The sequence below is a fragment of the Pseudochelatococcus lubricantis genome, assembly GCF_011762225.1.
GTDB classification, from domain to species: domain Bacteria; phylum Pseudomonadota; class Alphaproteobacteria; order Rhizobiales; family Beijerinckiaceae; genus Pseudochelatococcus; species Pseudochelatococcus lubricantis.
The window spans coordinates 728,979-755,148 of sequence record NZ_JAASQI010000001.1 but is presented as its reverse complement, the minus strand read 5'-3'; the positions used below and the strand labels follow the sequence as shown (position 1 = coordinate 755,148).

Genomic DNA, 26,170 nt, shown 5'->3' with positions numbered 1-26,170 from the left:
ACGATGACCGCTTATCACAACGCTGTTTCTCCTACAGCGGCGGCCAGGCCCTCCGCCCTGGTGCAGGCGCTGCGCGAGGGCGCGGTCGCGGCGCTGGTGATGCTGGGGCTGTCGTTCCCGATCCTGCTCTTCCGCACGGATCAGGGCCCGAGCCTGCAACTCGTCCTCACGCCCCGCGTCGGACTGGTGGCGACGCTGTGCGCCCTCGCCTTCGCCGCGCGCGTGCTGGTCCATCTCAACGCCGTGCGGCGCGAACGGGCGGCTGCGGCACGCGCGGCGAACGCGCGGACCGTCGCGAAGGGGGCTGAAGCCGCGCCGGGCGCCGTCGCGCGCATCATGGGGACGATCGGCGTGCCGCTCTTCCTCGGCATGGCGATCACGTTTCCGCTGCTCGCGAGCCTCGCGGCAGGCAGCCTCAACGGCGCCCGCTACTGGATCGACCTCGGCATCCTGATCCTCACTTATGTGATGCTCGGCTGGGGGCTCAACATCGTCGTGGGCCTCGCCGGCCTTCTCGACCTCGGCTACGTGGCGTTCTACGCGGTGGGGGCCTATACCTACGCCCTGCTGTCGACGACGTTCGGCCTGTCGTTCTGGATCTGCCTGCCGGTGGCGGGCGTGCTCGCGGCGTTCTGGGGCATCATACTCGGCTTTCCCGTGCTGCGGCTGCGGGGGGATTATCTCGCCATCGTGACGCTCGCCTTCGGCGAGATCATCCGGCTGGTGCTGATCAACTGGGTAGAACTCACCAACGGCGGCGCGGGCATTTCGTCCATTCCGCGCGCGACCTTCTTCGGCATCCCCTTCGAGCGCGGCGAGGGCGGCTTCGCGGCAACGTTCGGCCTACCGTTCAATGCCATGCACCGCATCGTGTTCCTTTACTATCTCATCCTGGTGCTGGCGCTGGTCACCAACGCCGTCACCATGCGGCTGCGGCGGCTGCCCATCGGGCGCGCGTGGGAGGCGCTGCGCGAGGACGAAATCGCCTGCCGCTCGCTCGGCATCAACACGCGCAACACGAAACTCACGGCTTTTTCCATTGGCGCGGGCTTCGGCGGGTTTGCGGGCGCGTTCTTCGCCGTGCGACAGGGCTTCGTCAGCCCGGAGAGCTTCAACTTTCTCGAATCGGCAATCATCCTCTCCGTCGTGGTGCTGGGCGGCATGGGGTCGCAGTTCGGGGTCGCGATCGCGGCCGTCGTGATGGTTGGCGGGCCGGAACTGCTGCGGCATCTAACATTCACAAAGGCGATATTCGGCGCCGATTTCGATCCCAACGACTACCGCCTGCTGATATTCGGTCTTGCGATGGTCGTGATGATGGTATGGCGCCCGAGAGGGCTGATCGCGCACCGCGATCCCTCGATCGTACTGAAGGAGCGCAAGGCGATATCGGGGTCGCTCGTCAAGGAAGGGAACGGATAATGCGTTGGGAGAACGATCCCATTCTCACCGTGGAGCATCTCCGGATGCGCTTCGGCGGACTCGTGGCGGTCAACGATCTGTCCTTCAAGGTCGGCCGCCGGGACGTCACGGCGCTGATCGGCCCCAACGGCGCGGGCAAGACGACCGTCTTCAACTGCATCACGGGCTTCTACAAGCCGAACGAGGGCATGCTGACGCTCCGGCAGACCGACGGCGACGCCCATCTTCTGGAGCGCCTGCCGGGCCATCGCATCGCGCAGGACGCGCGGGTGGCGCGCACGTTCCAGAACATCCGGCTGTTCTCCGGCATGACAGTGCTCGAAAACCTGCTGGTGGCGCAGCACAACACGCTGATGCAGGCATCCGGCTTCACGCTCGCCGGCCTCTTCGGTCTGCCCGGCTTCCGCAACGCGGAGAAGGCGGCGGTCGAGAAGGCGCGCCACTGGCTGGAGAAGATCAACCTGATCGACCGCGCCGACGATCCTGCGGGCGATCTGCCTTACGGCGACCAGCGGCGGCTGGAGATCGCGCGCGCCATGTGCACCGACCCGGTGCTCCTGTGCCTCGACGAACCGGCGGCGGGCCTCAACCCGCGCGAAAGCCAGGAACTCAACACGCTGCTGCTGTCGGTGCGCAATGACCACGACACCGCCGTGCTGCTGATCGAACATGACATGTCGGTTGTGATGCAGATATCCGATCACGTCATCGTGCTCGATTACGGCACCAAGATCGCGGACGGCACGCCGGAGGAAATCCGCAACGATCCGCGCGTCATCGCCGCCTATCTCGGAGTGGATGACGAAGAGGTCGAGCAGATCGAGGCGGAGGTGGGGGCATGAGCGCCGTGATGCAACAGGAATCCGCGAGGGCGCCGCTGCTCTCGATCCGCGGGGTGAAGACCTATTACGGCAACATCATTGCGCTGAAGGGCGTCGATATCGACGTCAACGAGGGCGAAATCGTCACCCTGATCGGGGCGAACGGCGCGGGCAAGTCCACGCTGATGATGACCATCTTCGGCAGCCCCCGCGCGCGCGAGGGCACCATCACCTATGCGGGACGGGACATCACCCGCCTGCCAACCCACGAGATCGCGCGGCTCAACATCGCGCAATCGCCGGAAGGGCGGCGGATATTTCCGCGCATGACGGTGTACGAGAACCTGCAGATGGGCGCGGCCATCAACCAGTTCGCCCATTTCGACGCCGATCTGGAGCGGGTCACCGTGATGTTCCCGCGTCTGAAGGAGCGCCTGCACCAGCGCGGCGGAACGCTCTCGGGCGGCGAGCAGCAGATGCTGGCGATCGCCCGCGCGCTGATGAGCCGGCCGAAGCTGCTCCTGCTTGACGAGCCCTCGCTCGGCCTCGCGCCGCTCGTCGTGAAGCAGATTTTCGACGTCATCCGCGAACTGAACCGGAAGGACGGCATGACGGTGTTTCTCGTCGAGCAGAATGCCTATCATGCGCTCAAGCTCGCGCACCGCGCCTATGTGATGGTGACGGGCGCCATCACGCTTTCGGGCAGCGGGCGGGAGTTGCTGGAAAATCCGCAGGTTCAGGCCGCATATCTGGAAGGCGGGAGGTAAACATGCAGGGCATTCTTTACGAAGAATCGTCGGTGTGGCTGTTCCTGTTCGTCACGCTGGTGCTCGGCGGCGGCGCGGCGTGGATGACGGGGCGCGCGCTGGCGGTCACATGGGCGCCGGTGTGGCAGGGCATCGTCTACTTCCTGCTGCTGGGGGCGGCGGTGCGCTTCATCCATTTTGCGCTGTTTCATGGTACGCTGTTATCGCTACATTACTATCTCGTCGACTCGGTCTTCCTGATCGTCATCGGTCTCGCCGGGTTCCGCTATACGCGCGCGCGGCAGATGACGACCCAGTATTCGTGGCTTTACACACGGACGGGTCCTTTCACCTGGCGTGACAGGAACGCGGCGTGACGCTTCACCGTGGTGAATTTTATCGTGAACGGAGGGGTTATGTAATGAAGAAAACGATCGTTGGAACTCTGGCTCTGGGCCTGAGCCTTGCGTTGTCCGGCGCGGCCTTCGCGCAGGTGAAGATCGGCATCGGGGCGCCGCTGACCGGCCCCAACGCCGCTGTCGGCGACCAGTTCCAGAACGGCGTGGAGCAGGCCGTCGCCGATCTCAACGCGGCGGGCGGCATTCTGGGCGAGAAGATCGAGGTGAGCCTCGGCGACGACACGTCCGATCCCAAGCAGGGCGTGTCCGTGGCCAACAAGTTCGCGGGCGAGGGTGTGAAGTTCGTGGTCGGCCACTATAACTCCGGCGTGTCGATCCCGGCGTCGGAAACCTATGAGGAAGCCGGCATCCTCCAGATCTCGCCTGGCTCAACGAACCCCGTCTTTACCGAGCGCGGTCTGTGGAACACTTTCCGCACTTGCGGCCGGGACGACCAGCAGGGCGCTGTCGCGGGCGAATATCTCGCCAAGCACTACAACGGCAAGAACATCGCCGTCGTCCACGACAAGACGCCCTATGGCAAGGGTCTCGCGGACGAGACCGTGAAGGCGCTGCAGGCCAAGGGCCTGAAAGCCGTCGTCTACGAAGGCGTCAACACCGGCGAGAAGGACTACTCCGCCCTCGTCTCCAAGCTGAAGGCGGCCAATGTCGACGTGGTGTACTTCGGCGGCCTCTACACGGAAGCGGGCCTGATCACCCGCCAGATGCGCGACCAGGGCCTTTCCGCGCCGCTGATGGGCGGCGACGGCATCGCATCATCTGAGTACGCGGCCATCGCCGGTCCCGGCGCGGCAGGCACGCTGATGACCTTCAGCCCCGATCCGCGCAAGAACCCGGCCGCGCAGCAGGTGGTCGAGAAGTTCAAGGCCAAGAACTTCGATCCCGAGACCTACACGCTCTACAGCTATGCCGCCGTGCAGGTGCTGGCGCAGGCTGCCGAGGAAGCGAAGTCGCTCGATCCGGAGAAGGTTGCCGAGACCATTCGTTCCGGCAAGGCATTCAAGACCGTGATCGGCGATCTGTCGTTCAACGAAAAGGGCGATATCACCCGTCCGGACTACATCGTCTACGAATGGCGCAAGACGGCTGACGGCAACGTCGGCTACTCGGGCAACGAGGTCGAATGACCGTCGGCTACCCCCGACATTCAGAAACCCCGGCGGGCAATCGCCGGGGTTTTTCGTGGAAAGGCCGCCGGATGGCTGAGAAAACAGCCACCACGCCCCTGCCTGCCGCTATCCGATCTGCCCGAGCGCCGGAAACGTCTCCAGCAGCCAGAACGAGAACTGGTTGATGCTCCCGGTGAGAAAGGCGATGCCGGTGAGCACCAGCAGGCCGCCCATCACCTTCTCGACAAGGGCGAAGCGGGTACGCATGCGCCGGATGAACGACACCAGCGGCTTCATGACGAAGGCGGTGGCGATGAAGGGAATACCGAGGCCCAGCGAATAGACGGCGAGCAGGCTCGCCCCGCGTCCCACGCTGTCCCCCGACCCCGCGACCGCGAGAATGGCGGCGAGGATCGGGCCGATGCACGGCGTCCAGCCGAAGGCGAAGGCCAGCCCCATGACGTAGGCGCCCCAGAGCCCGGCGGGCTTGTCCACCTGCATGCGCGCCTCGCGATAGAGGAAGCCGAGGCGGAAGATGCCGAGGAAATGCAGCCCCATGATAATAATGACGATGCCGGCCAGCATGCCGAGCACGTCGAGATACTGCCGCACGACCTGCCCCAGCGCGGAGGCGGTCGCTCCGAGCAGGACGAAGACGGTCGAGAAGCCGGCCACGAACAGCAGCGAGGCGAAGAAGGCCCGCCGCGTCACGCCCGCGTCGTGGCGTTTGGTCAGACTGTCAAGCGTCGTTCCGGTGAGGAACGTGACATAGGGGGGCACCAGCGGCAGGACGCAGGGGCTCAGGAAGCTCAGGAGGCCGGCGAGAGCGGCCGCTGGATAAGTGACGTCGATCATGCAAGGGCTTGTATCCGCGAGGCCCCGTCCGCGGCAATATGGCATGAACGCGCATGGGCCGATATAGCGGCAATTTGATCGGCGAAAGTTCCGGAGGGCAGCATGGCGGATGAAACGCACAATCTGATCACCGATGTTCCGGGCCTGTGCGTCGGGCATGCGCACGATGCCGGCGCTGCCACCGGCGTCACGGTAGTGGTGTTCGACGAAGCGGCCGTCGCCTCGCTCGCCATTCTGGGCGGCGGGCCGGGCGTGCGCGACACCGCCCTGCTCGAACCGGAAATGACGGCGCAGGCCGTCGACGCGCTGGTGCTTTCGGGCGGTTCCGCCTTCGGGCTCGATGCGGCCGGCGGCGCCATGAGCGCGCTGGCGCGCCACGGGCGCGGCTATGCGGTGGGAAGCGTGCGGGTGCCGCTGGTGCCGCAGGCTGTGATATTCGACCTCCTCAACGGCGGCAACAAGCCCTGGGCCTCGGGCGTCGGGGCGCCGCCGCACCGCGAACTCGCCGAGCAGGCGGTCGAGGATGCACTCGCGTCCAGCGGGGTCTTCGTGCTCGGCACAATCGGCGCGGGCTATGGCGCCACGACGGTGAACCTCAAAGGCGGCATCGGCTCCGCCAGTGCACGCACCACGGAGGGCCACAGTGTCGGCGCCATCGTGGCCGTGAACGCGGTGGGGTCGGGCGTAATCGGCGGCGGCCCGCACTTCTGGGCCGCGCCGTACGAGCAGAACGCGGAATTCGGCGGGTTCGGCCTGCCGCCCTCCATTCCGCCGGAAGCGCTTGTGCCGCGTTTCAAGGGCGGGCCGGGCGAGAATACGACGATTGCCATCATCGCCACCGACGCGGCGCTGACCAAGGCGCAGGCAAAGCGTCTGGCGCTCGCTGCTCACGACGGCATGGCACGGGCGTTGCGCCCCTCCCACGCGCTGCTTGACGGCGACACCGTCTTCGCCGCCTCGACGGGCAGACGGCCGCTCGGCCCGTCGCCCTATGAACTGTCGGCGCTCGGAGTTGCCGCTGGCGATTGCCTGGCGCGGGCGATTGCACGCGGCATCTTCGAGGCGACGGCCCTGCCCTTCCCCGGCGCGCAGTTGGCCTGGCGGGACAGGTTCAGCCCAACGCCGCGATAAGCGCGCGCACCTCCGCCGCAGGATCGGCCGCGCGCATCACGCCGCCCATGACAGCGACGCCGGCAGCGCCCGCCGCGAGACAGACAGGAGCGGAATTCGCATCGATGCCGCCGATGGCGATCACCGGCACGCGCGCCGCCTGCACGATGACCGCGAGACCCGTCGCGCCAAGCCACGGCCCATAACCCGGCTTGCTGGCAGTGGCGAAGGCCGGACCGGCGATAATGTAGTCGAGGTGGGCGGGATCGGCGTCGCGCGCCTGCTCCGGCGTGTGCACGGACTGGCCGATGAGCGCATCCTCGCCGAGCACGGCCCTCGCCGCCGCCGCGTTGGCGGCCTCCGGCAGATGGACGCCATCGACCCCCGCCCGCAACGCAATCTCCGCCGCGCCGTGAACGGTGACGCGCCCCCCGACGGCGGCGGCGCGCCGCTTGAGGTCGCGTGCGAGTTCCACCTGCGCGTCGGCGTCCAGATCCTTCTCGCGCAGGCTGATCCAGCGGCAGCCACCCGCGAAGGCCGTGTCCGCCAGCGGCCCCAGCCCGCCCGCGCCGCCCGCAAGCTGACGCCTGTCGGTGACGATGAGGACGGACGGCGCTGGAAGCCGCCGGTTCACGATTCGATCAGGCCGAGCTGCGGGCTCGATGCCTCCGCGTTGCGGCGCCGGGGAATCCGCCCGGCGAGATGCGCCAGCCTGCCGCCGGCCACCGCGTGCCGCATCGCCATGGCCATGCGCACGGGATCGTTGGCCTTGGACACCGCCGTGTTCAGCAGCACCGCCGAGCAGCCGAGTTCCATGGCGAGCGCGGCGTCGGAGGCCGTGCCGATGCCGGCGTCCAGCACCACCGGCACGGCGCTCCGCGCGCAGATCATCTCGATCATGTGCGGGTTGGAGATGCCGAGGCCCGATCCGATCGGCGAGCCGAGCGGCATCACGGCGGCCGCGCCCGCGTCCGCCAGCTTCCTGCAGGCGATGGGGTCGTCCGTGCAATAGGGCAGCACCACGAAGCCCTTGTCGACGAGTTCGGCGGTGGCGCGCAGCAGTTCCTCGACGTCCGGATACAGCAGTTCGCGGTCGCCGATTACCTCCACCTTCACCCAGTTGGTGTCAAGCGCCTCGCGTGCGAGTTCCGCCGTCAGCACGGCATCGCGCGCAGTCTGGCAACCCGCCGTGTTGGGCAGGAAATGCACCGCACCGGCGAGCACGTCGACGAGGCTCTCGGCCGCACCTGTCAGGTCGATGCGGCGGATGGAGGCCGTGGTCATCTCGGTGCCGCTTGCCTTCACCGCGTCCAGCATCGCCTTCTGGTTGGGATAGCCCGCCGTGCCGAGGAACAGGCGCGATGTGAACGTGCGCCCGGCGATAACCAGCGGGTCGTCGTGAATGTCCGTTGCCATGATATCAGCCGCCCTGCCTTGCCTGCACGATCTCGATGCGGTCGTCGGCGTGCAGCGCCGTCAGCATCCACCTGTCGCGCGGCAGCACCGCGCCGTTCAGCGCCACCGCCACGCCGCGCGTGTCGAGGCCGATGTCGTGCCGGGCGAGAAGCGCCGCCAGCGTCGCGTCGCCGACCTGCTCGCTTCTGCCGTTTACACGCACCTGAATTTCACTCATTTTCCCGATCCCGGTTCGATCTTTTCAGCTTATGCCGCATGGGCATGAAAACGTTCCAGCGCAAAGGGCGCCGCCAGCGGATCGTGCTCGCCGTCCAGAATGAAGCGCGAGACGATGTCGGCCGTCACCGGCGTGAGCAGGATGCCGTTGCGGTGATGGCCCGTGGCGTAGACGAGGCCCGCGACCGGCCCTGACCCCAGGATGGGCGCGTCGTCGCGGCTGCCGGGCCGGAAGCCCGCCCACGTCTCGATCAGCGGCAGCTCCTCGATGCCGGGCAGCGCGCGCCAGGCGTTCTGCAGCAGCGAGAGGATGCCGCCCGCCGTCAGCCTGTCGTCGAAGCCACGCTCCTCCGCCGTCGCGCCGACGATGAGCCGCCCGTCGATACGGGGCACGAGGTAGACGCCGGATGCCCAGACCACGTGGCGAATCAGCGGGTTACCCGCATCCATGCCAACCGCCAGCATCTGCCCCTTGATGGGCCGCACGGGCGGGCGAATGTCCGGCGTGAGTCCGCCGATACCGCGCGACCATGCGCCCGCCGCGAGCACGACGGTAGATGCCGCGTGGCGCTCGCCGCCGACTTCGACACCCGCCGCGCGGCCGTTTTCGATGACGATGCGCTCCACCGCCGCATCCTCGCGCAGGTTCACGCCGGCGCCAATTGCCGCGGCACGCAGGGCAGCGGCGAGTTTGCGGTTGTCGACCTGATGGTCCTCCGGGCTCCAGACCGCGCCGCTGGTGCTCGCCAGCAGCGGCTCTCGCGCGCGCACCTCGCCAGCCGGCAGCCATTCCACGGGCAGGCCGGCCTTTTCCTGCAGCGCGAAGTGGTGGCGAAGCCGCGCTTGCTCGTCGGCATTGAGCGCCACATGCAGCGTGCCCTCGCCGCGAAGACCGACCGACAGGCCGGTCGCGCTTTCGAGTTCGGCGGCGAAGCCCGGCCACAGGCGCTGGCTCTCGCGGTTGAGGGGCAGAAGCCAATCCTCGCCCGGCTCAAGCTCGGTGCAGGCGGCGAGCATGCCCGCCGCCGCATGGCTCGCGCCGCTGCCGGCCTTGCCCTTGTCGAAAACGGTGACGTGCGCCCCCCGGCCGGCCAGTCGCCACGCGACCGACAGCCCGATGACACCGGCACCGACAATAATAATGGAGTCAGACGACTGCGTAACCAACGGCGCCTCCCTACGCTGGAATGACCCAGACAGGTTCGATGGGTATTATCTCAGCCGCGCCCGATGCGCGGCACCCCAGTGCCTATGGTTGGAACATCGTATCTTTTGCCGACTTTGGCAAGTGGAATCGCGCAAGAAGCAGGGTGCGGCGAGGAGCGTCAGGTCGCCGCGCCGTCCTCAAGCGCATCCTCGTCGTCGCGCAGCGCGTCATCGTCGCTGGGCGACGGCACCGAGAAGCTGCGCGGCAGGCGCCCGTCGAGGAAGCCCGCGCCCTTGAGGTCCTCAAGGCCGGGCAGTTCGTCGATGGAGGCAAGGCCGAAGTGGGAGAGAAATTCCGGCGTGGTGCCGTAGGTCACGGGGCGCCCGGGCGTGCGGCGGCGGCCGCGCAGCCTGATCCAGCCCGTTTCCATCAAGGTGTCGAGCGTGCCGCGCGAGGTGGCGACGCCACGGATTTCCTCGATCTCCGCCCGTGTCACAGGCTGGTGATAGGCAATGATCGCCAGCACCTCAAGCGCCGCGCGGGAAAGCCGGCGCGGCTCTTCCACCTCCCGCACCAGCGAAGGCGCTAGATCGGGCGCAGTGCGGAACGCCCACTTGCCCACCACCCGCGCGAGAGTGACGCCGCGCCCTGCGTAGTCGGCCTCAAGCCGCGCGAGGATGCGCGCGAGATCGGCATCGCTGGGGATGCGCGCGGCAAGCTCCTCCTCCGCCACGGGTTCGCGCGAGGCGAACAGGATCGCCTCGACCACGCGCAGCGCGCGCGCTTCGGCAGCGCTGTTGCCATGGTCCGTCATGCCACCTCCCGCACCGTGTCCGGGTCCCCGCTGTGTGGCGCGCCGGCACGCCGGCGCAGCATGAGGGGGGCAAACGGCGCGTCCTGCCGGATGTCGACGTGGCCCTCGCGCACCATCTCCAGCATCGCCGAGAGGGCGGACGCGCGCACCGTGGCGCGCATGGCGGGCGTCGCCATGTAGCTTTCGAGCCATGGGTCGAGCATCGTCCATTCGATCGCCCCGCCGACGAGGCGCTGCAAGGCCTCGCGCGCCTCCGCCAGCGACCACACCGTCCGCTTCTGCAAGGTGACGCGGGCGTTGACCATCCGCTGCCGGTTGTCCGTATAGGCCCGCAGCAGTTCGAAGAGGGAAACGTTCCACTTCGCGCGCGGGACGATCGCCATTTCCTCCGGCGCGCCGCGCGCCAGCACATCGCGCCCGAGGCGCGGCCGTCCGGCGAGCTGTTGCGCAGCGCGGCGGATCGCCTCCAGCCGCCGCAGACGCAGCGCCAGCACGGTGGCCAGATCCTCCGCCACCGGCTCCTCCGCCGGCGCGGGCGCGGGCAGAAGCAGGCGGGATTTCAGGAAGGCGAGCCACGCCGCCATCACCAGATAGTCGGCGGCGAGTTCAAGCCGCAACTGGCGGGCGGCCTCGATGAAGGCGAGATACTGCTCCACCAGCGCCAGAATGGATATCTGCGTGAGGTCGACCTTCTGGCGGCGCGCGAGTTCGAGCAGCAGGTCGAGCGGCCCCTCGAAGCCGTCGACATCGACGATCAGCGCGGGCTCCGCCTCGCGCTGCTGCGGCGCGTCGAAATCGTCCGACATGGTATCCGCGCGGGATGCCCCGTCCGCCACTCTTGCCAGTTCCCTTTATCGCAGCAGTTCAGCCATGGCGGCCAGATGCCGCTCCGTCCATCTTGCTTGCACGTGATCTGTCCGAAAAGTGGCAGCCACTCTTCCGGATCATGCGTCGGAGCGCGCGCGCCCTTCCGTCGGGTCGCCCTGCGCCGGCGCAACCGCGCTGACGAGAGGATTGGTGCTGGCGGGCTGATTTGCAAGTGCGGCGGCGACCGCGGCCTCGAACCGCAGGCGCTCATCCACAGGATCGAAGGCTTCCGGCGGATGCTCCAGCAGACCGAGCGCCCGCGCGGCGCGGACGGCGGCCTCCCCGGCGAGGTCGGGCGCGGCGGCGGCGAGTTCCCGCATCTCCGGCAGGACGCCGTTGCAATGCAGCGCGATGTCACAACCGGCAGCGAGCGCGGCAACTGCCCGTTCGCCGATGGTTCCCGAGAGCGCGTTCATCGACAGGTCGTCCGTCAGCAACAGGCCGCCGAAGCCGATGTGGCCGCGCACGATACGCTCGATCACGATGGGCGACACGGTCGCCGGCCGGTCCGGGTCGACGGCGGCATAGACGACATGCGCCGTCATGGCGAGCGGCGCGTCGGCGAGCGCGCGGAACGGCACGAAGTCGTGCGCGGCAAGCTCCGCCTCGCTCGCTTCCACAACGGGCAGCGCCCTGTGGCTGTCGGCGTTGCCCCGCCCGTGTCCGGGAATATGCTTGACGACCGGCAGCACGCCGCCGGCGAGATATCCCGCCATCGCCGCACGACCGAGCGCCGCGACGCGCTGCGGTTCCGTGGCATAGGCGCGGTCGCCGATCACGTCGTTCGCGCCTGCGACGGGCACGTCGAGCACGGGCGCGCAATTGGCGGTGATGCCGACGGCACGCAGATCCGCCGCGATCAGGCGCGCGCCGAGACGAGCGAACCCGTTCTCCATCAGGCCATAGACCGCGCCCGGCGGATAGGACGGCCAGTGCGGCGCGCCGAGGCGCTGGACACGTCCGCCTTCCTGATCGACGAAAACCGGCGCCTCAGGTCGGCCGACGCTCTCGCGCAGCGCCGCCGTCAGCGCCCGCACCTGATCGGGAGAGACCACATTGCGCCTGAAAAGGATGAACCCCCAGGGATCGGCGCTGCGGAAAAGCGCGCGTTCCTCATCCGTCAGCGTGGGGCCAGCACAGCCCAGAACCAGCGCTTTCATGCAACCAAACCCGTATCCATCGCCAGCGTATCGCCGCTATCTGCTGCCCGGCCTCTGGCCGGACATGCGGAAGCGTCCGCCGGTCCGTCAGACCGGCAAACGCCCCGCGTTTTCCTCATCGCGGCCTTCACGCCTCAGTTGCGCGCCACGAAGCACTGACCGCCCGAGGCCTGGATGCGCACGCACAACGCCGTCGCGGCATCGCGCGTGGGGAAGGAACCGACCCGCAGGCGGTAGATGGTGCGTCCGCCAGCCTGCGCGCGCACGATATTGGGCGAGTAGCCGGAGAGTTCCCCGTGGCGACGCTGCAGGGAGGCGAACAGGTTGCGCGCCTCGCCCTCGCTGCCGGGGGCCGCGAGCTGCACCGTGAAGTTGCCACCGGCCGCCGTGGGCGAGACGGGCTGCGGCGCGGCAGGCGCCGGCGCGGCCGCGACCTGCTGGTTGGGGCGGCCGGCCTGCGGGCTGATCTGCAGCGGCGCGATCTGCATGGGCGCGCGCGTCGCCGGACGGTTGACGCCGGCCGGACGCGGAACGGGCGCCGCCGCAGGCGTTGCAGCGGCGGGCTCCGCGACGGCAGGCGCGGTCACGGCGGGCGTTGCCGGCGACGAGGTTTCCGGCGTTGCCGTGGCGAGCTGCTCGATGGTGGGCGCGGCGGGCGCCGGCGCCGTGGGTGTTGCCCGCCCGTTCGACGGCAGGATGCTGCCGTCGGGGCGCACGGACACGGTGCGCACGCGCTTCGGCTCGCCGAGCGCGACCATGGCCGGGCTCGTGGGCTCCGGTGCCTCGGGCAGCGTCACGTCCGCCGCGGCGCCGGGCGGCGTCGTGGTCGTGGTTTCGCCCGCCTGCGGCATGGCCTGGCCCTGCTGGCCCAGCACCTGATTGATGTCGACGGGCTGCTCGCGATTGTCGACCACCACCGAGCCCTCGCCGGTCGGCGCCTGGTTGGTGTGTTCGTATATCGCCTTGTTTGTATTGGGTATTTCCGCACCGCCGGGGGTTTCGGGCTCAACCTTCACCGGCTGGCCGTCAGCGGTGATGACAGGCGGCTCGCCGCTGGCGCTCTCTCCGCTGCCGCCCCTGAACATCAGCGTACCCGCCAGCGCCACGGCGCCGAGACCGAGCGCGACGGCCGCGATGACGAGGCCGCGGCGACGGCGCGGCGCCGGCTCCGCATAGCCCACATCGGCATAGCCGTCGTCGTAACCGTCGTCCGCTGCCTGCTGGCGGCCGTCATCGGCGTAAACGCCGTAACCGTCCTGCTGCGCGCCATAGCCATTTTGCGCGGGGGCGGCCTGCGTGCCGTAACCGTCCCATTCCCGCTCGTCGGGGCCGGGCGCGTTGCCGGAGGCGGCAAGCTGGTACGCATCCTGTGCGTAATAGTCGTCGGCGGAAGGCCGGGGCGTGCCGGACGCGCCTTCCAGTTCGCGGCTGAATTCCTGTGCGTAGACATCCGGCGCCGGCTCCTTCGCCACCGGAACCGCCGGGCTGCGTAGCCACTCGGGCATGGGCTGCGAAGGATTCGGCTGCGAAGGATCGGGTTGCGCCAGCTGTTCCTGCGGCTGTGCCTGCACGCCAGGCTGGGCCGGGCGCGGGCTGAGATGGGCGAAGGCCCGTTCGATCTCGTTCACCCAGTCGGGCTGCGGGCCCCCGGCGGCTGGCGCGGGTGAAGGCGCCGGAGGCTCTACCGGCCGTACGGGCGCGGGCCCCCTGGACTGGGGAAGCCCCTGCCCGACGAGGCGCGCGAGTTCCGCAAGCGGATCCTCGCCGCGCGGCGCCGGAGCGGGCGTGCGCCAGTTCTGCTCTTCAAGACCGTCTCTGTCACGCATGACGTGGGCTCTGCTGTTGTTACTCATGGGTGCAGTGATCCTTCAGGCAAGCCTGGATTCATGCCAGGCGGGAGGCCGACCGAAACACCGACGGGGCCAATCCGGTCCAGGCCAGTCCACCACCACATTCACGCCAACCGTCGAACAGCCACCCTCTCACGAAGAACGCCGTGTCCGCACCTTCAGCGCATTTCATCAGGCGCTGCCACTCCCAGAACGGCAAGCCCGGACGCCAGAACCGACCGGACCGCCTCCACGAGAGCCAGCCTCGCCGCCGTCAACTGTCTGTCAGTTTGATTAACAAACCGTAATTGCGGCGCATCCTTGCCCCTGTTCCACAGGCCATGGAACGCAGCGGCCAGTTCATACAGATAAAAGGCCACCCGATGCGGCTCATGGTTCGAGGCGCCGGCTTCGATCACCCGGGGGTACTGCGACACCAGCTTGAGTATATTTATTTCCGCTTCGTCCGCCAAGACGGCGAGATGCGCCTCGCCAAGCTTTTCCCGGCTCGTGTCGAGATCAGGCAAGGTCTCGCGCGCCTGCCGGAAGATCGACGCGCAGCGCGCGTGCGCATACTGCACGTAGAAAACGGGATTATCCTTCGACTGCTCCACCACCTTGGCGAGATCGAAATCGAGAGGGGCATCGTTCTTGCGGTAGAGCATCATGAAGCGCACCGCGTCGCGCCCCACCTCGTCGATCACCTCGCGCAGGGTGACGAAGCTGCCCGCACGCTTCGACATCTTCACCGGCTCGCCTTCCCGCAGCAGCTTCACGAGCTGGGCGAGGAGCACGATCACCTTCACGTCATCGCCGCCCACCGCGCGGCCCACCGCCTGCAGGCGCTTCACATAACCGCCGTGGTCGGCGCCCAGCACGTAGATGAGGTCCCTGAAGCCGCGCACGTACTTGTCGCGCAGATAAGCGACGTCGGCGGCGAAATAGGTGTAGCTGCCGTCCGACTTCACGAGCGGCCGATCGATGTCGTCACCGACGTCCGTGGCGCGGAACAGCAACTGCTCGCGGTCCTCCCAGTCCTCCGGCAACTGGCCCTTGGGCGGCGGCAGGCGCCCGGTATAGACGAAGCCGCGCTCCTGCAGCGCGTGGATCGTCGAGCTGATGGCGCTGTCCCCGTTCCCCGCGTGCAGGGTGCGCTCCGAGAAGAAGACGTCATGGCGGACGCCGAGCGCCGCGAGGTCGTCGCGGATCATGTCCATCATCGCATCGATGGCGACATCGCGCACCTGCGGCAGCCATTCGGCCTCCGGCTTGTCCAGCAACGCGCGGCCGTATTCCCCGGCAAGCCTCTCGCCCACCGGGACGAGATAGTCACCCGGATAGAGCCCTTCGGGAATGCCGCCGATGGCTTCGCCCAGCGCCTCGCGGTAGCGCAGGAAGACGGAGCGCGCCAGCACGTCCACCTGCGCGCCGGCATCGTTGATGTAGTATTCGCGCGTCACGGCATGGCCCGCGAAGGCGAGGAGCGAGGCCAGCGCGTCGCCGAACACCGCACCGCGTCCATGGCCGACATGCATGGGCCCCGTGGGATTGGCGGAGACGTATTCCACGTTGACCGGCCGATCCGCCTTCGCCGCGCCGCGCCCGAAATCCGCGCCCGCGCCGAGCACCGCGCCGAGCACCTCGTGAAACACCTCGTGCCTGAGCCGCAGGTTGATGAAGCCCGGCCCCGCTGTCGCCGCGTTTTCCACGCCCTTCTCCTGCGCGAGGGCGGCGACGAGGAGCTGCGCGAGCGCACGCGGGTTGGTGCCGGCGGGCTTCGCCAGCACCATCGCGGCGTTGGTCGCGAGATCGCCGTGCGCGGGATCGCGCGGCGGCTCCACCACCACCCGCGACAGGTCAAGCCCTTCCGGCAGCTTGCCTTCCGTCACCAGCTTCTCGATGACGGCGATGAGCCGGTGCTGATAGATGTCGAAAATGTTCATGAATGCCTCGATGCGCCGGCAACGGCCCCGTGCCGGTTCATTGCAAATGCTGACGCGCGGCCTATCGCAATTCCGGGGTATCGTCAAACAGGCGCCTGTGCGCATCGAGGGCGTAGCTGTCGGTCATGCCGGCGAGATAGTCGGCCACGCGCCGGCGCAGACGGGCCTCGTCCGCGCTCTCCAGCCCCTCCTGCCATTCGAGCGGCATCAGGCGCGGCTCGGCGAGCAGACGCTCGAACAGATCGCGCACGACGCGGTCCGCGCCCTCGCGCACGTGCACGACGCGCGGATGCCGGTACATATAGGAGAACAGGAAGGCCTTGATGTCCCGGTCCGCCGCGATGATGGCGGGCGAGAACGCCACCACCGGCGCGCGGGCATGGCGCACGGCCGAGGCATCGGCGGGGGAGAGCGCCGCGATGCGCGCCTCGCTCTCGCGGATCACGTCCTCAACGAAGCGCGTGATGATGCGCCGGCCCAGCTCATGCACGGTGCGAACGCTTTCGAGGCCCGGATAGCGCGCCGCGATCTCGTCCAGCAGGCCGGCGACGAACGGGATGGCGCGCAGATCCGCGAGCGTGAACAGGCCCGCCCGCAGCCCGTCGTCGATGTCGGCGGCGTCATAGGCGATGTCGTCGGCCAGCGCGGCGGCCTGCGCCTCCGCGCTGGCGAAGGTCGAGAGTTCGAGAGCGTGGACGGCGTCATATTCGAGGATGGCGCCCGGCACGCCGGTCGCCCTGTATCGCCCGAAGGGCCGGCCCTCCGCGTCGCAGAGCGGCCCGTTGTGCTTGACGAGCCCCTCAAGGGTCTCCCACGTCAGGTTGAGGCCGTCGAAGCCCGCGTAGCGGCGTTCCAGCCGGGTGACGATCCTGAGCGCCTGCGCGTTGTGATCGAAGCCGCCGAAGCCCTTCATGCAGGCGTCCAGCGCCTCTTCGCCCGTGTGGCCGAAGGGCGTGTGGCCGAGGTCGTGCGACAGCGCGAGCGCTTCCGCCAGATCCTCGTCGAGGCCCAGCGCGCGGGCGAGCGCGCGGGCGATCTGCGACACCTCGATGGTATGCGTGAGGCGCGTGCGGTAGTGATCGCCCTCGTGATAGACGAACACCTGCGTCTTGTGCTTCAGGCGGCGGAAGGCCGTGGAATGGATGATGCGGTCGCGGTCGCGCTGGAACTCGGACCGCGTCGGCGACGATTCCTCCGGAAACAGCCTGCCGCGCGTCGCAGCCGGATCGCTCGACCACGGCGCCCGCCACCGCTCGCCATGCAGCGGCCTCCTGAATATGGCCTTGTCGAAAACGTTCAAGACACCGATCCCCTGATAATCTCTCCGGCCAGCATGCCGGCGGCGGGCAGCGGCCATTCACAACGCGCCCGTTGCAGCGGGCCGGTCCCCGCATTACCTTTGTGCGTGAGGTACCACGGACGGACAGTATCGCAATACAAAGGTTGCAGCGCCATGACCATCTCACCATCCACCGGGACGACGGACGCCGCAAGCCCGATCACGCTGACCGACAGCGCGGCGCGGCGCATCAGGCGTGTGCTGTCGAAGGAGCCCGAAGGGGCGATGCTGCGTGTCAGCGTCAACGGCGGCGGTTGCTCCGGCTTCCAGTACGCCTTCGACATCGACAGAACCCGTAACGACGACGATATCGTGGTGGAGAAGGACGGAGCCGTTGTGCTCGTCGATTCCATCTCCCTGCAATATATGGACGGCTCGGTGCTCGACTTCGTCGACGATCTGATCGGCCAGTCGTTCAAGATCGACAACCCCCACGCCGCGGCCTCCTGCGGCTGCGGCACCTCGTTCTCGATCTAGACAGGAAGGATCGTGGGCGTTTGCGCCCGCGATCCGGAAACGCACCCCCTACGTCAGCCACAGCCTCTCGACCTGTTGCCGATAACCCGCCTGTTCTTTATTCGTTCCAAACGATGTGTTACTGCTCATTTCCGTTGGGTCAACCGGAAGGCAAGACAATGGACGACAGGCGCACACTGTTTCGGCAACTACACCAAAACCCCGGGACGTTCATTATTCCCAATCCGTGGGATGTCGGCACCGCCCGTATTCTCGCGGCCATGGGCTTCCCGGCTCTTGCGACGACCAGCGCCGGCATGGCGTTCTCCATGGGAATAGCGGAGGGCCTGGCGCCCCGCGAGGATGTTCTTGCACATTGCAAGGCGCTGGTGGAGGCAACGCCGCTCCCCGTTTCGGCCGATCTTGAAAAGGGCTTCGGAGACAGTCCCGCGAGCGCGGCGGAAACCGTTGTGGCCGCCGCCGGTATCGGCCTCGCGGGGTGCTCTCTCGAAGACCACACGGGCGATCGGCGGCAACCGATCTACGATTTCAACCACGCTGTGGAGCGCATCGAGGCGGCGGCGCAAGCCTGCCGGTCTCTTTCCCACGATTTCATCCTGACGGCGCGCTGTGAGAACCTCCTCTGGGGGCGCCCGGATCTCGACGACACGATCAGGCGTCTGCAAGCTTTCGGGAACGCCGGAGCGGATGTTCTTTATGCTCCCGGGCTCACTGATATCGACACGATCCGGACTGTATGTGCAGCTGTCAGCAAGCCGGTCAACGTCGTCATGGGCATGCCGGGAGCAACTTTCGGCGCAACGGAACTGGCGGAGGCCGGGGTCAAGCGCATCAGCGTCGGCTCGGCCCTGGCGCGCCTGGCCTTCGGTGCATTCGTGCGCGCGGCGCGGGAGATGCAAGCTCATGGCACCTTCCGGTTTTCGGAGCAGGCCATGGGCTTCGCCGAACTGGAGGGATTCTTTACCGGAGAGGCGAAAACCTGACGTCGTTCTCCCGCCGCTCCCCTTGCCTGAACGGCAACAATCTGTCATAAGCGCCGCTTCATCAGAGTCGCCCGGCTAAAAGGGCTGCCGTGGCGGTTCGATGTGCTTTCGAGCAACATCAGGCCGATTCATCCCCGCGCACGCGGGGAAGGTGCGGTATTACGAAAGGAAGCCAAATGCCCAAGCTGAAGACGAAATCGGGCGCCAAGAAGCGCTTCAAGATCACCGGCACCGGCAAGGTCGTCGCTGCCCAGGCGGGCAAGCGCCACGGCATGATCAAGCGGACCAAGAAGTTCATCCGCAACCAGCGCGGCACCATGACCCTCTTCGAGGGCGATGCCAAGAACGTGAAGCAGTACTTCCTGCCCAACGGCTGAACCTTTTCCGTTTCCACCCGGTATTTTGAGGAGCCAAAGCAATGGCCCGCGTCAAACGCGGCGTGACGTCTCACGCCAAGCACAAGAAGGTTCTGAAGGCAGCCAAGGGCTTCTACGGCCGCCGCAAGAACACCATCCGCACCGCCAAGGCCGCCGTCGACCGGTCGATGCAGTACAACTACCGCGACCGCAAGGTGAAGAAGCGCACTTTCCGCGCGCTCTGGATCCAGCGCCTCAACGCGGCGGTGCGCGAATACGGCCTCACCTACAGCCGATTTATCGACGGTCTCGGCAAGGCGGGCGTCGATGTCGATCGCAAGGTTCTCTCCGATCTCGCCATCCGCGAGCCGGAGGCCTTCAAGGCGATCGTGGAAAAGGCGAAGTCGGCGCTCCCCGCCGCAGCCTGATCCATTGATGCTTCAAGGCCGGGCATACCAATGCCCGGCCCCTCCTTTCCGGGATCCGTGCGTGACGGCAACGCCTTGCCGCGAAACGTATCGATGTGGCCGGAAGGGCTTGACGGTTCCCCGGCCATTGCCGACAAGCAGGCAGCCAGTGCCAGCTTGCAGTGTCATCTTGGCGCGCCGAGGAACATATGTCCGATCTTTCCCATCTCGAAACATCCCTGATCGAAGCCGTCAACGCCGCAGCCAGCGAGGCGGCGCTGGAGGCCGTGCGCGTCACCGCGCTCGGCAAGAAAGGCTCCGTCTCCGAACTGCTGAAGACGCTGGGCAGCATGACCCCCGACGAGCGCAAGGAACGCGGCCCGTTGATCAACGGTCTGCGCGACCGCGTCGCCGCCGCCCTCGCCGACCGCAAGGCCACCCTGCAGGAAGAGGCGCTTTCCGCCCGCCTCGCGCAGGAGCGCGCCGACGTGACGCTGCCCGTGCAGGAAGGCCCGCAGACCCGCGGGCGCATCCACCCCATCAGCCAGGTCATCGACGAGTTGACGGCGATCTTCGCCGACATGGGCTTCGCCATCGCCGAGGGGCCGGATGTCGAGACCGATTTCTACAACTTCACCGCGCTGAACTTCCCCGAAGGCCATCCGGCGCGCGAGATGCACGACACGTTCTTCTTCTCTCCCGACGCGAAGGGTGAGCGCAAGGTGCTGCGCACGCACACGAGCCCCGTGCAGGTGCGCACCATGCAGGGGCAGAAGCCGCCGATCCGCGTCATCTGCCCCGGGCGCACCTACCGCTGCGACTCGGACCAGACGCACACGCCGATGTTCCACCAGGTGGAGGGCCTCGTCATCGATCGCTCCGCCCACTTCGGCCACCTGAAATGGATTCTGGAGGAGTTCTGCAAGGCGTTCTTCGAGGTGCCGAATGTGAAGATGCGCTTCCGCCCGTCGTTCTTCCCGTTCACGGAGCCGTCGGCGGAGGTGGATATCCAGTGCGCGCGCAAGGGCGGCGACATCCGCTTCGGCGAGGGCGAGGACTGGCTGGAAATTCTCGGCTGCGGCATGGTGCATCCGAATGTGCTGCGCAATGTCGGGCTCGATCCCGATGAGTATCAGGGCTTTGCCTGGGGCATGGGCATCGACCGCATCGCCATGCTGAAATACGGCATGCCGGACCTGCGGCCGTTCTTCGAGGCGGATGCGCGCTGGCTGTCTCACTACGGCTTCCGCCCGCTCGACCTGCCGTCGCTGGCGGGCGGCCTGAGCGTCTGATCCGAAATCCGGGACAAGGAAGCAAAGCGATGAAATTTTCTCTCTCCTGGCTCAAGGATCACCTGGCGACGGACGCCTCGCTCGACGAGATTCTCGACGCGCTGAACCGCATCGGCCTTGAGGTCGAAGACGTCGAGGACAAGGCGAAGGAGCTTGCGGCCTTCCGGATCGCGCATATCCTCACCGCCGAGCAGCACCCCAATGCCGACCGGCTGCGCGTCTGCTCCGTCGACACCGGCGAGGGGGCGCCCGTGCAGATCGTCTGCGGCGCCCCCAACGCGCGCGCCGGGCTGAAGACGGTATTCGCGCCGCCCGGCACGCATATTCCCGGCAAGGACATCACCATCGCGGTCGGCGCCATCCGCGGCGTCGAGAGCCGGGGCATGATGTGCTCGCCCGAGGAACTCGACCTGCCCGGCGACAGCAGCGGCATCTTCGAGTTGCCGGACGATGCGCCCGTCGGCGCATCCTATGCCGCGTGGGCCGGGCTCGACGATCCGGTCATCGATGTTGCCGTCACGCCCAACCGCCCGGATGCGCTGGGTGTCGCCGGCATCGCGCGCGATCTCGCGGCGGCGGGGCTCGGCAGCCTGATCACGCCCGACGTGGCGCCGGTGGCGGGCGAAGGCGAGAACCCGGTCAGGGTCATCCGCGATTTCGCACCCGGTGACGAAAGGCTCAACCCCGCCTTCGCCCTGCGCCTCGTGCGCGGCGTGAAGAACGGCCCTTCCCCCGAATGGCTGCAGAAGCGCCTGACAGCCATCGGCCTGCGGCCGATCAACGCGCTCGTCGACATCACCAACTACATCACCTTCGACCGCGGCCGGCCGCTCCATGTGTTCGATGCGGCGAAGGTGAAGGGCGATCTCGTCGTCCGCCGGGCGCGCGCCGGTGAGGAGTTGCTGGCGCTCGACGGCAAGACGTACAGGCTCGATGAGGGCAACGTCGTCATCGCCGACGACAACGGCCCCGAGTCGCTCGCGGGCATCATGGGCGGCGAGCATTCGGGCTGCGACGAGAACACGACGGACGTGCTGATCGAGTCCGCGCTGTGGGACGCCTTCACCATCGCCCGCACCGGCCGCGATCTCGGCATCATCACGGACGCCCGCTACCGTTTCGAGCGCGGCGTCGACCCCGCCCTCACGGTGCCGGGGGTGGAACTCGCCACGCGGCTGGTGCTCGACCTCTGCGGCGGCACGCCGTCCGAGGTGACGCTGGCGGGCGCGGTGCCGGATGCAGAGCGCACCATCGCGCTGCCATGGGCGGAGGTAAAGCGCCTTACCGGCCTCGACATCGCGCGTGACGACGCGCGCGCCATTCTGCAGGCACTCGGCTTCGTCGTGACGGGCGACGGTGACACCGCGGACGTCGTCCGCCCCTCGTGGCGGCCGGATGTGGAGGGCAAGGCCGATCTCGTCGAGGAAGTCCTGCGCATCGCCGGCATCGACAACGTCACCTCGACGCCGCTGCCGCGCATCGAGCCCGGCATCACGAAGCCGGTTCTGACGCTGCTGCAGCGGCGCACGCGCCTCGCCCGCCGGCTTTATGCTTCGCGCGGGCTGGTCGAGGCGGTCACGTGGTCCTTCGTCAGCAAGGCGGAGGCGGAGCTGTTCGGCGGCGGCGACGCGCGGCTGGCGCTCGCCAACCCCATCGCCGCCGATTTGTCGGACATGCGCCCGAGCCTGCTGCCCGGCCTGATCCGCGCAGCGCAGCGCAACGCCGACCGCGGCTTCGGCGATGTCGCCCTGTTCGAGGTGGGGCAGGTGTTCGCCGACGACACGCCCGAGGGCCAGACGACGAGCGCCGTCGCGCTGCGCCGAGGCTCCGCGCGGGCGGAAGGCGTGGGCAAGCACTGGGACGGCGGCGGCGAGGATGTCGGCATGTTCGACGCCAAGGCCGATGCCTTCGCCCTGCTGACGGCGCTCGGCATCGCCACGGCCGGCGTGCAGGTCGTCCCCGGCGGCCCGGCATGGTATCATCCCGGCCGCTCCGCGACCTTGCAGTTCGGGCCGAAGACCATCATCGGTGCGTTCGGCGAGTTGCACCCGAAGGTGCTGCAGGCGCTCGACGCGAAAGGGCCGCTCGCGGTGGCGGAAATCGTGCTAGACCGCCTGCCCGCCCCCAAGGAGCGCCCGACGAAGGCGCGGCCCAAACTCGTGCTGTCGGACTTCCAGCCGCTCAGCCGCGACTTTGCCTTCGTGGTCGATGCGGATGTTGCCGCCGGCGATATCATCAAGGCCATCCAGGGCGCGGAGCGGGCGCTGATTTCGGACATCCGCGTGTTCGACATCTACGAGGGGCCAGGCATCGAGGCTGGCCGGAAGTCCGTCGCCACCGCCGTCACGCTGCAACCTGCCAGCAAGACGCTGACGGAGCCTGAAATCGAGGCGATCTCGCAGCGCATTGTCGAGGCAGTTGCCAAGAAAACCGGCGCAACGCTGCGCGGATAGGCCTTCCCGGCGCGCCGGCACGATGACAGACTGAAAAGGGCCATGATTCCATTGCCCTTTTCCCCTTACATCGCCTAGAATCTGTCCTGTTTACGTTGAAACAGGACAGTTTCTAGATTCCTTATTTTGAGCGGATCCTGATCGATCAGATGATTCCATCAGAACGTCTGGCGCTCTAAACAGGACAGGCCGATGACCATGCTGCGCGCTGCCTCCCCCCACGACCTGCGGGCCATCGCGGACCTGGGGCAGAGGCTTGAGGAGATCGAGGCCTGGCACGGCGGCGACAAGACCGTCCTGCGTGCGGCGCTGATCGACGCGCTGCGCCAGGCGCTCGACGAGGGCCACGCCGAGGCCGAGGCCGCGCTGATGCAGGACCAGAACGGGCTCGCCTGCGCGCGCCGCCTGTCACGCCTCACGGACGCCGTCGTGCGCGCCATCCACGCGGTGACGGTCCGCCATTTCCATCGCGTCAACGTTCCCTCCATGGGCGAGCGGCTGGCGCTGGCGGCTGTCGGCGGCTACGGCCGCGGCACCATGGCGCCGCATTCCGACGTCGACCTGTTGTTCCTGCTGCCCTACAAGCAGACCGCATGGAGCGAAAGCGTCGTCGAGACGATGCTCTACATGCTGTGGGACCTGAAGCTGAAGATCGGCCACGCCACCCGCTCCGTGGACGAATCGCTGCATGAGGCGCGGGGCGACATGACCATCCGCACCGCCCTGCTGGAGGCCCGCTTCCTCACCGGCGAAAAGAAGCTCTTCGAGGAACTCGAACACCGTTTCGCGGCGGAAGTCGTCGCCGGCACCGAGCAGGAGTTCGTCGTCGCCAAGCTCGCCGAGCGCGACACGCGCATCGCCCGTGCGGGCGCATCGCGCTATGTGGTGGAGCCCAACGTCAAGGAGGGCAAGGGCGGGCAGCGCGACCTCAACATCCTGTTGTGGCTGGCGCAATACGTCTACGGCGCGCGCACGCCCGATGCGCTGATCAAGGTCGGGCTGTTCGACAGCGCGGAGGCGGCGATGTTCCGCCGCTGCACGGAGTTCCTGTGGCGTGTGCGTTGCCACATGCATTTCGCCTCCGGGCGGGCGGAGGAGCGGCTGTCGTTCGGTCTGCAGCGCACCGTCAGCGAGCGAATCGGCTACGCACGCCGCGACGGCATGTCATCGGTGGAGCGCTTCATGAAGCGCTATTTCCTCGTGGCCAAGGATGTCGGCGACCTCACCGCCGTCGTCTGCGCGGCGCTGGAGGCACGCCACGCCAAGCCCGAACCCGTGCTCGACCGTTTCATGCGCCGCCTGCGCCATCCCCGCCGCGTGCGGCTGGGAGCGAGCGGCTTCCAGGTCGACAACAACCGCATCACCGTCACGGGTGACGACGTCTTCAGCCGCGATCCGGTCAACCTGCTCCGCCTGTTCTGGCTTTCCGACAGGCACACGCTCGCCATCCATCCGGACGCGACGCACCTCGCGCGCCGTTCGCTCAAGCTGATCGACAGGGCCGTGCGGGAGGCGCCGGAGGCCAACCGCCTGTTCCTGGACATCCTCACCTCGCGCAACGCCCCCGAAACGGTGCTGCGGGCCATGAACGAGGCGGGCGTGCTGGGGCGGTTCATTCCGGAGTTCGGCCGCATCGTCGCGCTGATGCAGTTCAACATGTATCATCATTACACGGTGGACGAGCATCTCATCCGCACGCTCGGCGTGCTGGCGCGAATCGATGCTGGCGAGATGGAGAGCGAGCATCCGCTGTCGCACCAGATCATCCACACCATCCAGCACAGGCGCGCGCTTTATGTCGCGGCCTTCCTGCACGATGTCGCCAAGGGGCGGCCGGAGGACCATTCGATCGCGGGCGCGAAGATGGCGCGCACGCTGGGGCCGCGTCTGGGCCTCGACGCCGCCGAGACGGAAACGGTGGCGTGGCTGATCGAAAACCATCTGGTGATGTCGACGGTGGCGCAGAGCCGCGACATCGCCGATCCGGAGACGATCCGCACCTTCGCCGCCAACGTGCAGACGCTGGAGCGGCTGAAACTGCTGCTGATCCTCACCGTCTGCGACATCAAGGCCGTGGGGCCTGGCGTGTGGAACGGCTGGAAGGGCGAGTTGCTGCGCACGCTCTACTACGAGACCGAGCCACAGCTCACCGGCGGCCACTCGGCCATTTCCAGCCACCAGCGCGTCGCCCACGCGCAGGCCGAACTGCGCAAGGCGCTGGAGGACTGGGACGAGGCGACCTTCGATGCCTACAAGGCGCGCCATTATCCCGCCTACTGGCTCAAGGTCGATGTATCCCGCAAGATCAAGCATGCACGCTTCATCCGCGAAACGGAGGCGGCGGGGCAGACGCTCGCCATCGCCACCGGGACCGACAAGTTCCGGGGCGTCACGGAACTGACCGTGTTCGCGCCCGACCACCCGCGCCTGCTCGCCGTCATGACCGGTGCGTGCGCGGCCTCGGGCGCCAACATCGCCGACGCGCAGGTTTTCACCACCACGGACGGCCTCGCCCTCGACGACCTGTTCCTCACCCGCGCCTTCGAGGATGACGACGACGAGCTGCGCCGCGCGCAGAAGATCGCCCGCACCATCGAGAGCGCCCTGAAAGGGCAGTTGCGCATCGCCGATCTGGTGGACCAGCGCCGCCCGCGCACGCCCAAACGCCCCTTCAACGTGCCGACAGAACTCATTATCGACAACAGTCTGTCGAAAAACTACACGGTGCTGGAGATCGCTGGCCTCGACCGGCCGGGCCTGCTCTACGACCTGACGACGGCGCTCGGGAAACTCAGCCTCAACATCGCCTCCGCCCACATCGTCACGTTTGGCGAGAAGGCGGTCGACGCCTTCTATGTCACCGATCTCATCGGCGCCAAGATCACACAGCCGGGGAAGCAGGCGGCGATCCGCAAGGCGGTCATCGCTGTGTTCGACGACGAGGACGCCGGGCCGGGCTGAAGCCCGCCGCGACCGGCAACCGGCGGCG

The 26,170-nt window shown here is 67.7% G+C and carries 24 protein-coding genes and 1 riboswitch; of the genes, 13 read left to right on the top strand and 11 right to left on the bottom strand.

All coding sequences use genetic code 11. The features are described from left to right. The first annotated feature begins 3 nt into the window (after positions 1–3). The 5 genes from livM to FHS82_RS03215 are packed head-to-tail and all read left to right on the top strand — an operon-like array spanning position 4 to position 4,535. On the top strand, positions 4–1,422 hold the full coding sequence (livM, locus tag FHS82_RS03235) for a high-affinity branched-chain amino acid ABC transporter permease LivM (protein ID WP_166948601.1): 1,419 nt from the start codon (positions 4–6) through the stop codon (positions 1,420–1,422). Next, a complete protein-coding gene (locus FHS82_RS03230; RefSeq protein WP_166948599.1) occupies positions 1,422–2,264 on the top strand; it encodes an ABC transporter ATP-binding protein in 843 nt (280 codons plus the stop codon). Before livM ends, FHS82_RS03230 begins: the two co-directional genes overlap by 1 nt. Beyond that, positions 2,261–3,010 (top strand): ABC transporter ATP-binding protein, encoded by a 750-nt coding sequence (locus FHS82_RS03225; protein WP_166948597.1) that lies wholly within the window; start codon positions 2,261–2,263, stop codon positions 3,008–3,010. Before FHS82_RS03230 ends, FHS82_RS03225 begins: the two co-directional genes overlap by 4 nt. A gap of 2 nt (positions 3,011–3,012) precedes the next feature. Continuing rightward, positions 3,013–3,366, top strand: a complete 354-nt coding sequence (locus FHS82_RS03220; protein ID WP_166948595.1) for a DUF6867 family protein — start codon at positions 3,013–3,015, stop codon at positions 3,364–3,366. 44 nt (positions 3,367–3,410) lie between these two features. Then, complete coding sequence (locus tag FHS82_RS03215; protein WP_166948593.1) at positions 3,411–4,535, top strand: branched-chain amino acid ABC transporter substrate-binding protein; 1,125 nt, start codon at positions 3,411–3,413, stop codon at positions 4,533–4,535. A 108-nt stretch (positions 4,536–4,643) separates the two neighbouring features. Here the strand turns inward: FHS82_RS03215 and FHS82_RS03210 are convergent, their stop codons facing one another. Further along, positions 4,644–5,372: a cytochrome c biogenesis CcdA family protein gene (locus tag FHS82_RS03210; RefSeq protein WP_166948591.1), complete on the bottom strand. Its 729-nt coding sequence runs from the start codon at positions 5,370–5,372 to the stop codon at positions 4,644–4,646. A 102-nt stretch (positions 5,373–5,474) separates the two neighbouring features. On the opposite strand from FHS82_RS03210, the gene FHS82_RS03205 reads away from it, so the two are divergent. After that, entirely contained in the window at positions 5,475–6,503 is a 1,029-nt protein-coding gene (locus FHS82_RS03205; protein ID WP_166948589.1) for a P1 family peptidase, read from the top strand. Here the strand turns inward: FHS82_RS03205 and FHS82_RS03200 are convergent. The 10 genes from FHS82_RS03200 to FHS82_RS03155 form a co-directional block, all read right to left on the bottom strand. Continuing rightward, complete coding sequence (locus tag FHS82_RS03200; RefSeq protein WP_166948587.1) at positions 6,484–7,116, bottom strand: thiamine phosphate synthase; 633 nt, start codon at positions 7,114–7,116, stop codon at positions 6,484–6,486. The genes FHS82_RS03205 and FHS82_RS03200 overlap by 20 nt on opposite strands. After that, positions 7,113–7,898: a thiazole synthase gene (thiG, locus tag FHS82_RS03195; RefSeq protein ID WP_166948585.1), complete on the bottom strand. Its 786-nt coding sequence runs from the start codon at positions 7,896–7,898 to the stop codon at positions 7,113–7,115. The genes FHS82_RS03200 and thiG overlap by 4 nt, the downstream gene beginning before the upstream one ends. Positions 7,899–7,902: 4 nt before the next feature. Further along, positions 7,903–8,115 (bottom strand): sulfur carrier protein ThiS, encoded by a 213-nt coding sequence (thiS, locus tag FHS82_RS03190; RefSeq protein WP_166948583.1) that lies wholly within the window; start codon positions 8,113–8,115, stop codon positions 7,903–7,905. Between the two features lie 29 nt (positions 8,116–8,144). After that, positions 8,145–9,281 carry a glycine oxidase ThiO gene (gene thiO / locus FHS82_RS03185; protein WP_208394051.1) on the bottom strand — a complete coding sequence of 379 codons (1,137 nt, stop codon included), beginning with the start codon at positions 9,279–9,281 and terminating at the stop codon, positions 8,145–8,147. Then, positions 9,271–9,369: riboswitch (TPP riboswitch) on the bottom strand. It overlaps the preceding gene by 11 nt. Before the next feature lie 70 nt (positions 9,370–9,439). After that, the gene (gene scpB, locus FHS82_RS03180) at positions 9,440–10,075 is read right to left on the bottom strand and encodes an SMC-Scp complex subunit ScpB (RefSeq protein WP_166948581.1); all 636 of its coding nucleotides are present in this window, start codon (positions 10,073–10,075) and stop codon (positions 9,440–9,442) included. Further along, on the bottom strand, positions 10,072–10,881 hold the full coding sequence (locus tag FHS82_RS03175) for a segregation and condensation protein A (RefSeq protein WP_166948976.1): 810 nt from the start codon (positions 10,879–10,881) through the stop codon (positions 10,072–10,074). Before FHS82_RS03175 ends, scpB begins: the two co-directional genes overlap by 4 nt. 138 nt (positions 10,882–11,019) lie before the next feature. Then, complete coding sequence (gene nagZ / locus FHS82_RS03170) at positions 11,020–12,102, bottom strand: beta-N-acetylhexosaminidase (RefSeq protein ID WP_166948579.1); 1,083 nt, start codon at positions 12,100–12,102, stop codon at positions 11,020–11,022. Positions 12,103–12,236: 134 nt separating this feature from the next. Further along, complete coding sequence (locus FHS82_RS03165) at positions 12,237–13,928, bottom strand: SPOR domain-containing protein (RefSeq protein ID WP_208394050.1); 1,692 nt, start codon at positions 13,926–13,928, stop codon at positions 12,237–12,239. A 182-nt stretch (positions 13,929–14,110) separates the two neighbouring features. Continuing rightward, positions 14,111–15,874, bottom strand: a complete 1,764-nt coding sequence (gene argS, locus FHS82_RS03160; protein ID WP_166948575.1) for an arginine--tRNA ligase — start codon at positions 15,872–15,874, stop codon at positions 14,111–14,113. A 61-nt stretch (positions 15,875–15,935) separates the two neighbouring features. Next, positions 15,936–17,174: a deoxyguanosinetriphosphate triphosphohydrolase gene (locus FHS82_RS03155; RefSeq protein WP_246224991.1), complete on the bottom strand. Its 1,239-nt coding sequence runs from the start codon at positions 17,172–17,174 to the stop codon at positions 15,936–15,938. A 153-nt stretch (positions 17,175–17,327) separates the two neighbouring features. Between FHS82_RS03155 and erpA the strand changes: the two genes are divergently transcribed. The 7 genes from erpA to FHS82_RS03120 all read left to right on the top strand — a co-directional run bounded on the left by erpA (position 17,328) and on the right by FHS82_RS03120 (position 26,142). After that, positions 17,328–17,690, top strand: coding sequence for an iron-sulfur cluster insertion protein ErpA (gene erpA, locus FHS82_RS03150; RefSeq protein WP_166948571.1), 363 nt, complete (start codon positions 17,328–17,330; stop codon positions 17,688–17,690). Positions 17,691–17,848: 158 nt separating this feature from the next. Beyond that, a complete protein-coding gene (locus tag FHS82_RS03145) occupies positions 17,849–18,673 on the top strand; it encodes an isocitrate lyase/PEP mutase family protein (RefSeq protein ID WP_166948569.1) in 825 nt (274 codons plus the stop codon). 176 nt (positions 18,674–18,849) lie between these two features. After that, a complete protein-coding gene (gene rpmI, locus FHS82_RS03140; protein WP_166948567.1) occupies positions 18,850–19,050 on the top strand; it encodes a 50S ribosomal protein L35 in 201 nt (66 codons plus the stop codon). A gap of 41 nt (positions 19,051–19,091) precedes the next feature. Next, positions 19,092–19,457 carry a 50S ribosomal protein L20 gene (gene rplT, locus FHS82_RS03135; RefSeq protein ID WP_166948565.1) on the top strand — a complete coding sequence of 122 codons (366 nt, stop codon included), beginning with the start codon at positions 19,092–19,094 and terminating at the stop codon, positions 19,455–19,457. Between the two features lie 188 nt (positions 19,458–19,645). Continuing rightward, positions 19,646–20,728 (top strand): phenylalanine--tRNA ligase subunit alpha, encoded by a 1,083-nt coding sequence (gene pheS / locus FHS82_RS03130; protein WP_166948563.1) that lies wholly within the window; start codon positions 19,646–19,648, stop codon positions 20,726–20,728. Between the two features lie 29 nt (positions 20,729–20,757). Beyond that, positions 20,758–23,181 carry a phenylalanine--tRNA ligase subunit beta gene (pheT, locus tag FHS82_RS03125; RefSeq protein ID WP_166948561.1) on the top strand — a complete coding sequence of 808 codons (2,424 nt, stop codon included), beginning with the start codon at positions 20,758–20,760 and terminating at the stop codon, positions 23,179–23,181. Positions 23,182–23,373: 192 nt separating this feature from the next. Then, the gene (locus tag FHS82_RS03120) at positions 23,374–26,142 is read left to right on the top strand and encodes a [protein-PII] uridylyltransferase (RefSeq protein ID WP_246224989.1); all 2,769 of its coding nucleotides are present in this window, start codon (positions 23,374–23,376) and stop codon (positions 26,140–26,142) included. Positions 26,143–26,170 lie beyond the last annotated feature (28 nt).